Annotated in this window: 12 protein-coding genes; 8 read left to right on the forward strand and 4 right to left on the reverse strand. The window is 34.3% G+C overall.

Annotated features, from left to right (window positions below; translation table 11 throughout):
• Positions 1–26 precede the first annotated feature (26 nt).
• Complete coding sequence (locus ACRBBL_RS27210) at positions 27–1,346, reverse strand: DEAD/DEAH box helicase (RefSeq protein WP_431372263.1); 1,320 nt, start codon at positions 1,344–1,346, stop codon at positions 27–29.
• Between the two features lie 179 nt (positions 1,347–1,525).
• Here ACRBBL_RS27210 and ACRBBL_RS27215 point away from each other — a divergent pair, with 179 nt between their 5' ends.
• The 7 genes from ACRBBL_RS27215 to ACRBBL_RS27245 all read left to right on the forward strand — a co-directional run bounded on the left by ACRBBL_RS27215 (position 1,526) and on the right by ACRBBL_RS27245 (position 8,959).
• Positions 1,526–4,228: an FAD-binding protein gene (locus tag ACRBBL_RS27215; protein WP_431372264.1), complete on the forward strand. Its 2,703-nt coding sequence runs from the start codon at positions 1,526–1,528 to the stop codon at positions 4,226–4,228.
• 14 nt (positions 4,229–4,242) lie between these two features.
• Positions 4,243–6,207, forward strand: a complete 1,965-nt coding sequence (locus ACRBBL_RS27220; protein WP_431372265.1) for a LodA/GoxA family CTQ-dependent oxidase — start codon at positions 4,243–4,245, stop codon at positions 6,205–6,207.
• Positions 6,194–7,303: an NAD(P)/FAD-dependent oxidoreductase gene (locus tag ACRBBL_RS27225; RefSeq protein WP_431372266.1), complete on the forward strand. Its 1,110-nt coding sequence runs from the start codon at positions 6,194–6,196 to the stop codon at positions 7,301–7,303. Before ACRBBL_RS27220 ends, ACRBBL_RS27225 begins: the two co-directional genes overlap by 14 nt.
• A 35-nt stretch (positions 7,304–7,338) precedes the next feature.
• Entirely contained in the window at positions 7,339–7,578 is a 240-nt protein-coding gene (locus tag ACRBBL_RS27230) for a hypothetical protein (protein ID WP_431372267.1), read from the forward strand.
• Between the two features lie 139 nt (positions 7,579–7,717).
• Positions 7,718–7,900, forward strand: a complete 183-nt coding sequence (locus tag ACRBBL_RS27235; protein ID WP_431372268.1) for a hypothetical protein — start codon at positions 7,718–7,720, stop codon at positions 7,898–7,900.
• A gap of 101 nt (positions 7,901–8,001) precedes the next feature.
• Entirely contained in the window at positions 8,002–8,178 is a 177-nt protein-coding gene (locus tag ACRBBL_RS27240; RefSeq protein ID WP_431372269.1) for a hypothetical protein, read from the forward strand.
• Between the two features lie 97 nt (positions 8,179–8,275).
• Entirely contained in the window at positions 8,276–8,959 is a 684-nt protein-coding gene (locus ACRBBL_RS27245) for a DUF2461 domain-containing protein (protein WP_431372270.1), read from the forward strand.
• Between the two features lie 48 nt (positions 8,960–9,007).
• On the opposite strand, the gene ACRBBL_RS27250 is transcribed toward ACRBBL_RS27245, so the two are convergent.
• From ACRBBL_RS27250 to ACRBBL_RS27260, 3 genes are all read right to left on the reverse strand, one after another.
• On the reverse strand, positions 9,008–9,688 hold the full coding sequence (locus ACRBBL_RS27250; RefSeq protein WP_431372271.1) for a hypothetical protein: 681 nt from the start codon (positions 9,686–9,688) through the stop codon (positions 9,008–9,010).
• 54 nt (positions 9,689–9,742) lie between these two features.
• On the reverse strand, positions 9,743–10,345 hold the full coding sequence (locus ACRBBL_RS27255) for a hypothetical protein (protein ID WP_431372272.1): 603 nt from the start codon (positions 10,343–10,345) through the stop codon (positions 9,743–9,745).
• A gap of 80 nt (positions 10,346–10,425) precedes the next feature.
• Positions 10,426–10,845, reverse strand: coding sequence for a glyoxalase (locus ACRBBL_RS27260; RefSeq protein ID WP_431372273.1), 420 nt, complete (start codon positions 10,843–10,845; stop codon positions 10,426–10,428).
• 157 nt (positions 10,846–11,002) lie between these two features.
• Between ACRBBL_RS27260 and ACRBBL_RS27265 the strand changes: the two genes are divergently transcribed.
• On the forward strand, positions 11,003–11,902 hold the full coding sequence (locus ACRBBL_RS27265) for a DUF72 domain-containing protein (RefSeq protein WP_431372274.1): 900 nt from the start codon (positions 11,003–11,005) through the stop codon (positions 11,900–11,902).
• Positions 11,903–12,028: the final 126 nt, after the last annotated feature.

The raw sequence follows: 12,028 nt of genomic DNA on the forward strand, positions 1-12,028 counted from the left end.
TCTAACAATCTAACAATCTAAGAAGTCTAGTCCCGTCTTCTATTTCGCGAACGTGAATTCTTCTTCTTATTTCTAGAGTTCGAATTAGAACTTGAAGAGTCATTCCTATTTCTATTATTTTTTTGGCTTCCGCCAGAAGTGCCTCTTTGCGAAGAATTTGACTTCTTTCGTGATCGTTGTGGGCGTTCTTGCTTTGGTGGCGGCGTATAATTCGGATCAGCTTCAAAACCTTCTATTTCCTCAGTAACTAACTTTTCGCCTAACAACTTTTCAATTCCTTGTACGTACTCGTATTCTTCGGCAGAAACTAATGAAATAGCTTCACCGCTTGCACCAGCACGACCTGTACGACCAATTCGGTGTACATAATCCTCAGGAACATTTGGCAACTCAAAATTAATCACATATGGTAACAACGGAATATCCAAACCACGTGCGGCAATATCTGTCGCGACTAAAATTCGAATATCTCCTTTTTTAAAACCGCTTAAAGCTTTTGTTCGTGCATTCTGAGTTTTATTTCCATGAATAGCGGCTGCACTAATATCTTTAGCAATCAACTTCTTTGTCAATCGATTAGCGCCGTGTTTTGTGCGTGTAAATACCAACACCTGACTCCAATTTCCATCAGAAATCAATTTAATCAACAATGCAGTTTTCTGAGGTTTATCAACAGTATATGCTTTCTGATTTACTTTCTCTGCGGTTGTATTCTCAGGAGTAGCTTCCACTGAAACAGGATTGTGTAAAATGCTGTTTGCTAACTTCTTAATATCTTTTGAAAACGTCGCTGAAAACAATAAATTCTGTCTTCGTTTTGGCACAAGTTCAATCACACGTTTAATATCGCGCAAAAATCCCATATCCAACATTCTGTCAGCTTCGTCTAACACTAAAATTTCTACTTTTGCTAAAGACAAAGCTCCTTGACTCTGTAAATCGAGCAATCTTCCTGGTGTCGCTACTAAAATATCAACTCCATTTCGCAAGGTTCTAATCTGTGGTTTTGCATTCACGCCACCAAAAATAACGGTAGAGCGAATGTCTAAAAATAGACTGTATTCTTTAACATTGGCATATATCTGTGCTGCTAACTCACGCGTTGGCGTTAATATTAAGGTTCTAATAGGTCTTCTGCGTTGCGGTGGTTGTTCCGATAACAATTGTAATATTGGCAAGGTAAAACCTGCTGTTTTTCCAGTTCCTGTTTGTGCAGATGCTAAGACATCTTTGCGTTCTAAAACTAATGGAATTGCTTTTGCTTGAATAGGGGAAGGCGTTGTATATCCTTTTTCGCTGATAGCACGTAATAATGCATCAGATAATCCTAATGATTTAAATGACATAAAAATTGTTTATGAAATGACAATCTTCATGGTAAAACCTCATTTCTGTATGAATGCCAAATGTACAACCATTTTTTATCATTTAGCTCTAAAATCGGGTACAATTACGTGTTGTGAATCTTACATATTCAGTTTAAATTCGATACTTTTAGAATTCAAATCTTAACCTAAAAACCCTTATGAGTTACACACTTACATTTTCGGGTGACACCAACCTGATAGATAAAGACTTAACCAACAACAATTTTCAAAACTCAGATTTCACGCTACAATGCTGGATTCAAACAGAATCAGCCGGAGAAGTTCTTTCAAAACAAACGGAAGAAACTTCTTTTTCATTACAGGTAAACGCAAAAGGAAATCTAGTGTTTTCTGTCGTTGCAGATGGAACTCTGAGAAGTATTACTGCAAGTAATTGCTCTGTGCTAAATAACGAATGGTATCATGTTACAGCTGTAAAAACTGAAAACTTTTTAGAACTTTACATTAATGATTTGTCATTAGCATTTATAAATGATTCAGAAACCGTCCAAACAAATTCAACTTCAGACTTTACAATTGGAGGAAACCAAGATAATTTCTTCAACGGAACAATAAGTCAAGTTGCACTATGGAAAAAAGCCTTACTAGCGAATGAAGTAAGTACTATCAGAGAAGAAGAAGAAGTCACTGATGCAGACGATTTAATAACTATTATAGCTTTCATTAAAAAGGAAATAGATTCCATGTTTCCCAGAAATCTTGGGCTGGAAGTGCATTTAAAAATACGCAATACTTCGTATGAAACGCTTACGCTGAAAAATGCTGAAAACTATCCAAGTCACATTCCAACGACAATTCCTGTAGATGAAGAAGTCGCAATTACGCTGACTTCAAGCAGTATAACTTCGGTAATAAAGCGTGAACTCTGCTATGAAAACAAAAGTGGAAGTAGTACGATCTTTATCCGAAAGAATTTAAACAGATTTGACACGATTATTAGTGTGGTTTCTGAAAAAGATTTGGTAGACGATTTAGCTATTAAAGAAAATTTACCATTAGTGGCTTGCGCCGAATTAGTCATTGGAGAAAACATGGTAGTTGTAAATACTCGAAATCTATATAATTTCTTAAACGGATTGCGAGGACACTTAAAATGTGATCAAATACAAACACCAGGAGGCAACTTAATTGATGAAATAGAATACAACAAAGCGAGTCAGGTATTTAATCGAAGATTTCAACTAAAACCATTCGCAATCATTTACTGTGAATCTGCAGAAGATGTACAACGTGTATACAAAGATGCAATTGCAAATAACTTGCCTATAAGAGTTCGTTCTGGCGGACACGATCATGAAGGCGAATGTAGTGGAACAGATGTAATTTTGCTAGATATGACACGAATCAATCATGTAGAAGTAAGTCACAACAAGAAATTTGCTCGTATTGGGCCAGGAATTCGTTTCAAAGATTTGACACCACAACTAGCTTTCAATGAAGTAATGATTCCGCATGGAACTTGTGCTACTGTTGGTGTTGCAGGATTTACCTTTGGTGGCGGTTGGGGACCGTGGACTCGTAAGCACGGAATGAATTGCGAAGGATTAGTTGGCGCAACAGTCGTACTAGGAAATGGAGAAATTGTACAACTCAAAACAGATTATAGTAATAAAAAAGATTTGTTATGGGCGCTAAAAGGTGGTGGAGGAATGAGTTATGGAATTGTAACTGAATTGCAATTAGAAGTCTTTCCATTGCCTAATAAACTAATCAAATATGAATTGGAATGGAATCCGTATGAAGAAGACAATCCATCAAAAATTGACTGCGAAAAAGAAAATAAATACACAAAACCAATTATAGAAGCTTGGCAAAATGTAATCATCAATAAAGGCAATGCCTATTCGGGAGAAGATTTTACAAACGATCAACTCATCGGAACCAATTTAAAAGTTTCAGGGAAATATTTAGAAGGCAATCCTGACGATTTCATTCCAGAAGAAGCCATTCATAACTGTATCATGTATGGATATTGGCAAGGAACTGAAAAAAGTTTGTTATCCTTTGTAGATCATTGTTTTACAGGAGAAGCAAAACCATATGAATTGCGTTTAATTGGTAAAGGCGGACAACGTTTAAACTATGCTGACGATGGTTTAATGAGTGCTTGGGACAGACAATCGTATAGTGCCATAAAACGAACAATAAAGCTTGCAAGTTATGATACATCAGCAAAAAATAATGTTGAAAATACGATCAATACAAACGAAACAACTTATGATAAAGTCTATAAAATAGGAGAAGTTAGCGCTAAAAATAGCAATATGGATACGGCAACTGAGTTGTTTCAACTTTCATCCATCAAAAAACCATTACCGCCAGATTTAGATGCGCCAGCTCCACATAAAATTACATGTCGTTTAGCTTATAAAGGCGGATTAGATGCTAAAGGCATCAACCAATTGATAAGCTCTTTAACTTCAAAATTAATCTTGCCAGACAACCGCTCTCTTGGATTATTCAACTATATTACGCTTGGTGCAATTGTGGGAGAATATTACGATAACATGACTGAGGAAGCGAAAAAACGAAGCGCATTTCCATACAAAAACAGTGCATATACCATTCAATATCAAACATGGTGGAATACAGAATTGCTTCAAAAAGAAGAGGAACAAGACAATAAAGTATACAACAGAACCAACAGAGCTTTAGACTGGATGCAAGTATGTCGCGATTATGAAATCGAAAACTCTGGCGGATCATTTATTAGTTTCAAAGATGCTTCAATTCCAACAGAAACCTATTTTGGTGACAATTATGGACATCTAATAGAAGTAAAAAAGAAGTATTCAAAAGATCCTAAAAACCATTTCAGAACGAGAAAAACCATAATATAATCAACACAAAAACCATGAACACAAACGAAATTAAAAGCGTTGCAATTTATCCTCCAATAGGAATTGCGCGTATTGGAAACTCAGAAGAATACTTTTTTGCGCCAGATATTCCTGGTGTAGAAATTGCTCCAGAAGGAGGCTATAAAGATGGTGACGGACGCGTAAAGAAACAAGTTGCACGTTTTAGAATCTATGCTTTAGGCGAAAATGATACCGTATTGGGCGAAATTACTGAAACGGAAAGCAGCAATATTCATTGGCGTATTCAAGTCGCTAATGTAAAATCTGCTTGGTACATGTTTAACAATGCCTTAGATATACCTAATGCGGGAATTCCTTCTGCGTACAGAAACGCAGATATAACAGACGATGACCGAAGTCAATTAGCAATTACGCCAACTCCAGTAAGTATTAGCGGAACTAATGAAAAAGGAGCAGCGTATAATTTTGATGATGGCGAATTCTTTGGTAAAAAAGTAAAACTAGGTCATGTAGAAACAGATGCCGATGGTCGTTTGCTATTTTTTGGAGGCGATGGTAAATCTGCTTCAAGGAAAAACAAACCTGCCGTTACTTTTGCAAATAATGAAGGTTGGCATGACGATACTTGTGATGGAGTTGTACGTGCTACAGTAATTATTGATGGAAAAGAATTTGATGCAGAACCAGCAAATGTAGCTGTTACGCCACCAAACTTTGGACCTGGATTGTATGGAGTTGTTACGATGAATGATGTTGTGCAAGATCTATTTATCCGTGAAATGAACTATCCTGACAGCGCTGCAAATGGTGTTGTTTTTTACGAACATATCTTTCCGATGTTGGAACGTATGACTGATACACAGTGGGTAAATCAAGGATTCTTTATGTTATTTGGGAAAAACTCTCCGTCAGATTTTAGCAATCCTGAATTAATCAAAAGATTAGAAAGTCCTTCAAAAGAAAATGATGCTTTGCGCGAACGTATCTTTAAATGGTTTAGAGATCCTGACTCAAAAGAATATACACCAGCAAAAGTGCCGCCTTTTTATGGAGATGGTTTTGGAGAATATGAAAATCTAGCGATTGTCGATTTACCAATTACACGTACACAATATGCACGTTTAGAAAAATGGGCAAACGGAGATTTCACAACTGGAGAACCTCAAAAATACATTCCGTTTGAAAAATTATCGCCAGCCGAGCAAGTAAATGCATTAAATCAAGCGCCAATGGAAGAATGCTTGGGCGGACCATTTCACCCTGGAATCGAATTAACTTGGCCAATGCGTGTCAAACAAATGTGGAAAAAACCATATCGATTAAACGTAGTTGCAGAAGGAGAAGCTACCGATTTAGATTTTGGCCCATTGCTTTCGCCAGCAATTGTTTTAGGAGAAGTCTCATTAGGAAAAGATGGTCCTTTGGCTAAAAGTGGTCCAGGTTCATTAACACGTTGGTTAGGCGTTCCGTGGCAAACGGATGAAGCAAGTTGTTTATCTGGTTATGATCTTACATTATACTTACCATTGCCATCATTTTGGGCAGCGCGTGTACCAAATCAAGTACTAAGTGAAGATGGATATGCACGAAGTATAGAAGCAAAAAACTTAAACATAGCACAGCGTTTAAAGCATTTTGACTATCGTCAAGATTGGTTGCGTGATTTAGGTTCTGTATATCAAACAAAAATCAATCATATGATTTCGGAATGGCATGAACTGGGAATCATTGCTAAAACTGAAGAAGCTGTTAAAAATGCAGAAGGTTTCTTACCAGATGTAGTTTGGAAAGAAACTGGACGTAAATTTGGCGAGCACGATCCGACGTATGACCAAGTAATTGCAGCAGAAACGATTACAGGTGATGAAAAAGCAAAACTAATGAAAGCAGCAGCACCAACAATACTATTAGAAGATGGTATAAGTGCAGCAAAAGCATCATCGCACTCAACAAAAAGTACACGTAAAAGAAGAAAAGTTTCTCGTGGAGAACGATAAACATACATATCAAGTAATTATTGTCGGTGGCGGTCCTGCGGGAATTGCCACCGCAATTACATTACATGCAAGAGGAATTCGTTGTTGTGTTGTAGAAGCGCAGGAAACTCCGATTCGAAAATCGGGAGAAGCCATTCCGCCCAACGCAAAGCCTTTACTCAAGCAATTGGGCATTTTGTCTTTAATTGAAGATGAAAAGCATCAAATTTATTATGGGAATAAAAGTTGCTGGGGAAGCGATCAATTAGATCAAAAAGAATTTATTTCTGATCGATTGGGACATGGATTCTTGTTAGACAGATTGCATTTTGAAACTCAATTACAAGAACTATATCAAAGTACAAACAATACATTCTACAAAGGTTTCAAGCTTAAAAAAGTAGTTTCAGGCGAAACGAAAATAAAAGCAATCATTGAAAATTCTTCTGAAAGTAAAACACTTACAAGCGACTTCATTATTGACGCAACAGGAAGAAAAGCGTCTGTTTGCAGACATTTTAACATTCAAAAAGAAAACTTAGATACACAATTCGCATGTACTTTTAATGTAAAAACTTCAGATAAAATACCAAATCAAATTAGTGTAGAAGCTACTGAAAATGGTTGGTGGTATGTAGCTCCGTATACGGAAAATGAAGTCACCATGATGTTTTTTACACTAAAAAAGTTACTTCCCAAAAAAGAACAAACAAAAACATTTCTTCAAGATGAATTACAGAAAACTATTCATCTCTCAAAACTATTCAATACAATACAGATCGATACTGTAAAAATAATGCCTGCAGGAACTAGTTGTTTGCAAATTCCGTATGGAAAAAACTGGCTGGCTGTTGGTGATGCGGCGTATTCGTACGATCCAATTTCTTCCTATGGTATAACATCTGCGTTAGCTTCTGGATTTTACGGAGGTCATGCTGTGGCAGATTATCTAAACGGAAAGCAAGAAGCCTTTCCAACATACAGATATGTGGTCGAAAATGCCTTTAGAGCGTATATGGAAAAATTAGTTGTGCAGTATCAATTAGAAAAACGATGGGAGCTGAGTGATTATTGGGCGAATAGACTTTCCTATGAAGAAGCACAAGCTAAATTTTGATTCAGAAATCGTTCTAATTTTTATATATTTATTAAATGGTAAACCCTTTTGCATTTTTTTTCTACTATCCAATTGGTTTTTTGTACTTATGGATTCGCTATCGAAATCATGAAAAAGTAGCAGAAATCAAAAGAGAATATTATGAAGATAGTTATTCAGTAGCTGGTTCTATACTCGTTATGTCTGCTTTTGGAGTTGTGTTATTTGTATTGCTTTCTATTTTTCTTATCGCTGTGATTTATGCAATATTTAAACATCCGCCGACAGCATATTAGCGATATAAATTGTCTTTTTTTCTACAAAAACAACTTTGTAAGCACTAAATTACTCGTTATTTATACATCACGACTTCTAAAGTTTTTATAAAATTATTGGAGTCATTAGTTTTAGAGAACAAACTAAAACTGTAAACAGATGAAAAAACAAAAATTGGAAAAGCTTTTCCTTAAAAAGCAAGTAATCTCTAAGTTTGATTACAACAAAGTCGTTGGAGGATTGGCAAGAAGCCTTAGTACTTGTGATCAAAAGGCACAAAATCAGATGAATGAAATTGTATTCATTAAAAAATGTTGTTATGAAATTCCGCCAAATGGATGATTTTAAATGGCGTGTTAATTTATAAATACGCACGTATGTTACTTTTGGCTATCATTTATATACTGTAATCTTGGTTTGTATTAATTATAAAACCTTAGATTATGAAAAAACGGAATTTTAAGAGTCTTTCTCTAAAAAAGAAGACTATTTCTAAATTGGATAGTAATAGAATAACAGGAGAAGGCGCTAGTACTACAGGACCAACATGTGTTTATATAACCATATTTGTGTGCCCTTCAGTAGGTTGTTCGGAAGGTACTTGTGGATCTATTCCTTAAAAAAAGACTTTAGTAAATAAGAACGAACATTCACTTGTTCGTTTTTATTTTTTATACTATACTACAATTTTGTATTTTCGTTCAAAACCAACGAACGATGAACGAAACAATCCCTAGAGAAACTTTTTCTTTTTTAAATAGACTTGAAGAAAACAACAACCGAGAATGGTTTACAGAAAATAAAAAAGAATTCAAGGAGATTGAAAGAGAAGTGAAACAGTTTTACAATCAATTAGGTGAGCATTTAAACAAGCATGATCAAATTGATAAAATAAAGGTGTTCCGTATATACAGAGATGTTCGTTTTTCGAAAGATAAAACACCGTATAAAACACATTTTGGAGGAAGCTTTCATAGAGTAAAGCCTAGACTACGTGGTGGTTACTACCTGCATTTGGAACCAAATAACAAATCTTTTATTGCTACAGGTTTTTGGGAACCTCACAAAGATGATTTACTGAGGATTCGTAAAGAATTTGAAATGGATGCTACAGAAATCAGAAAGATCATTAATAAAAAAGCATTTAAAAATATTTGGGGAGAAATAGAAGGTGATGAAGTGAAAACTGCACCAAAAGGCTTTAGTAAAGAGCATGCTGACATTGATTTAATCAAAAAGAAACAGTTTATCTTTACAAAGAAATTTACAGATAAGGAAGTGACTTCATCTGATTTTATGGAGCAAGTAGCTACTGATTTTAAAGCAATTCGCCCATTTTTTAATTATATGAGCGATGTTTTAACGACAGATTTAAACGGAGTTTCTTTAGTGGAAGAGTGAAAATCGATAAAATTCTGTCTTTGACCTAATTTAATAAGTACTTGCATTTTATTTAAGTTTCGACTTATCCATTTCTATGTATGGAATTTCATGTTTTTCAGACATGTATCCTCTGTACATTATTGTTTTTTCATTGAAAACAATAACCGAATCATCGATATGAGCATAACCTGAACAATAACCTGTATTTTTTCCTCTAACAATAATTCCACCTTCTCCGCCACAATCTGCCCATAAAATCAAAATAACTTTCATGTAATTGCTATCAGAACCAAGATTTTTATAGGCTTTTTGAACTAGTGGAAAGTTAAATTTATTGTTTTTATAATCGTAATCATTTACAGAAAAGAATATTTCATCTAAAATAAACTCTTCAACATCATCATTACTGGGTTTAGGATTTGTACCATTATATAACTTGTTGTTTTTGAGGTGATATTTATCATTTATTTCATTAAACTCGTTCGCTTTTATTTGATTAAATAGCGTTTGCATTCTGTTTTCTTCAGGAATTGCATATATTAAGTTTAAAATTTCTACCGCAAACTCTTCAGATAATAGTACTGTCATTTCTGGTTTTCCGCTGGATTGACAGACATAGCTAAACAAACGAGGAAATTGAAAATTTATATTTTTACTTTCGTGAGTAGTATAAAAATCGAGCACGTTTTTAGGTATTTCAATACCTGTGTTTAAAGTGAAAGCTGCTGACATTTTCTGTATGTCCATGCTATTGAATTTGGAAATTTATAGAAAATTAAGATTTGAATATTTGTCAAAATATTACTTCTGACTCAACTTAAAATCTGCTAAATTTTTATCATAGTCAGACTTTCCTGTTTCGTATTTCTGAGCAGCTTTAGGGTTTACTAAAATAAAATTACTATTGTTAGCATTGTCGAAAATTTTTGAAGTATCATAGACCACCTTTTCCGCTTTAAAATAATCTATAAAAGAATGCAATGCATTAATTGGCTGTAATCGATCATTGGTATACTTATAAAATTTAGTCTTTAAATAAGAATCTTCTATATAAAATACTTGTACACCAGAAATATTTTGTTGCTTTAATACAACATCTTGTGCGTTAAAAATAGTATCAGTATAAATCGTTACAACTTGTACATTTTTTGAATCGTAAGAATCTTTAAATAAGTTAGTTACAACACGTTTGAAATTGGATAAAGAATCACGTTTAATATATAAATGGTAAGAGTCTTTGTCATCTATGTTTTTATGCGAACCCAACCAATATTCTATAGCAAACGTATTATTTTTTAGTGTAATATTTCGGAAACCATCTGCCTCAACTTGATTTCGACCAAAATTACAAGAAACAAAAATGGTACTTAAAATGACAATAAATGCTATAGTGAATCGCTTCATAACGTATCTTCTAATAAATAAGTCGCAAAGATATCAAAATGAACTAAAAATAGACAATCAATTTAAAAACTTACCTTTTTTTAAATGACGGCACTAAAGGCTACATCTTTTTCAAAAAGCAAAATATTATCTTTCAGACGTTCTATAACAATATTCATCATGCGTTTATTTAGTGGCGATGAATTTTGAATATACGTTTGATACTCTTGAAGCGTAAACTGCCCGATAATCATACCTTTTAATGAATTGCGAAACTTCATGTCTTTCTGAATGGCATTTTCAATATAAAGCAAGCGTTTTTCTAAGGATAAATCGTAAAAAACATTTTTCCATTTAGCAATATAATTTCGGAATGCAGCAATTAGTAAAGGGCTTTGAAGCTTGATAATTGGACGAAGTGTGGAATTTTGAAAGCGCTCGTCGTTAGACATATTTTCAGAAATAGATTTCGGTGAAATCTGTGGACGCGCTTTAACTAAATCATTTTCTCGATCGTTCATAACACATAAGTTTTACTAAATTTAGAGATAAAAAAAGCTCATTCTTAACAGGTTATGAACAACTTGTTAACCAACTTATTAACAACACAAAAACCTATCGTCAATTCAGAATTACTGTTAGAATTCCGTATTTTTATGCTTTAGAAAAATAGAAGCAATGAAATTTGGAAAAGTCACCAATCCTGAGCAAATAGATTTTACATTACCAACAGATCATCCAGAAACAGAAGTGGTATTTCAACAGTATAAAAATGATTCAACACCGTCTATTTATATTGGTTGTGCAAAGTGGAACAAACAAGATTTAAAAGGGTTTTATCCGCGTGGAACCAAAGACGAGTTACAATACTATTCTTCACAATTTAATGCTATAGAACTCAATGCAACGTTTTACAGAATGTTTCCAGCAGAGCAGTTTGAAAAATGGAGAGATAAAACACCGGAAGGATTCAAGTTTTTCCCAAAAATAACACAAGAAATCAGTCATTGGAAACGCTTACAAGCTACAGAAGCGCTAGTCGATTTATATTTGTACAATGCTTCACATTTAAAAGATAAATTAGGTACAATCTTTTTGCAAATGCACGGAAACTTCTCGCCAAAAGACTTCGATAGAGTTGTGCAATTTGTAGAGTTTTGGCCTAAAGAAGTGGCGCTATCAGTGGAGTTTCGTCATACCGATTGGTTTAATGATGAAAAAGTAGCAAATGAATTATATCATCTTTTGCAAGAAAATAATATAGCAAATACTTTAGTTGATACTGCGGGAAGGCGTGATATTATGCACATGCGAATGACCAACAATGAAGCATTTATTAGATATGTTGGCGCAAATCATGAAAGTGATTATGCTCGTTTGGATGATTGGGTAGATCGTTTGGAACATTGGATTTCTAGCGGTTTACAAAACATTCACTTTTTTATTCATCAAAATCTAGAAGTTGAATCTCCTTTGTTAGCTGCATATTTCACTAAAAAACTCAATGAACGTCTAGGAACCAAGCTTTTAATTCCGAAAACGATTACTACGCCGCCAAAACCGCAAACGTTGTTTTAACTAAACTATAAAAAGAATTGAATCTTCTATTAGGAAACTCTATGTAGATAGATAGAATAGGAGTGAAGGAAGCTGTATTTTTGGGTTGTTAGTTGTTAGTTATGGGGTTATGAGTTATGAGTTATG

It is taken from the genome of Kordia sp., from assembly GCF_050633145.1.
Classification (GTDB): Bacteria; Bacteroidota; Bacteroidia; order Flavobacteriales; family Flavobacteriaceae; genus Kordia.

Excerpts from the sequence above, each read along its gene's own strand:
- ACRBBL_RS27245 (WP_431372270.1), top strand. The coding sequence starts at position 8,276 with ATGAACGAAACAATCCCTAGAGAAACTTTTTCTTTTTTAAATAGACTT.
- ACRBBL_RS27260 (WP_431372273.1), bottom strand. The coding sequence starts at position 10,845 with ATGAACGATCGAGAAAATGATTTAGTTAAAGCGCGTCCACAGATTTCA.
- ACRBBL_RS27250 (WP_431372271.1), bottom strand. The coding sequence starts at position 9,688 with ATGGACATACAGAAAATGTCAGCAGCTTTCACTTTAAACACAGGTATT.
- ACRBBL_RS27210 (WP_431372263.1), bottom strand. The coding sequence starts at position 1,346 with ATGTCATTTAAATCATTAGGATTATCTGATGCATTATTACGTGCTATC.
- ACRBBL_RS27230 (WP_431372267.1), top strand. The coding sequence starts at position 7,339 with ATGGTAAACCCTTTTGCATTTTTTTTCTACTATCCAATTGGTTTTTTG.
- ACRBBL_RS27235 (WP_431372268.1), top strand. The coding sequence starts at position 7,718 with ATGAAAAAACAAAAATTGGAAAAGCTTTTCCTTAAAAAGCAAGTAATC.
- ACRBBL_RS27215 (WP_431372264.1), top strand. The coding sequence starts at position 1,526 with ATGAGTTACACACTTACATTTTCGGGTGACACCAACCTGATAGATAAA.
- ACRBBL_RS27255 (WP_431372272.1), bottom strand. The coding sequence starts at position 10,345 with ATGAAGCGATTCACTATAGCATTTATTGTCATTTTAAGTACCATTTTT.
- ACRBBL_RS27265 (WP_431372274.1), top strand. The coding sequence starts at position 11,003 with ATGAAATTTGGAAAAGTCACCAATCCTGAGCAAATAGATTTTACATTA.
- ACRBBL_RS27220 (WP_431372265.1), top strand. The coding sequence starts at position 4,243 with ATGAACACAAACGAAATTAAAAGCGTTGCAATTTATCCTCCAATAGGA.
- ACRBBL_RS27240 (WP_431372269.1), top strand. The coding sequence starts at position 8,002 with ATGAAAAAACGGAATTTTAAGAGTCTTTCTCTAAAAAAGAAGACTATT.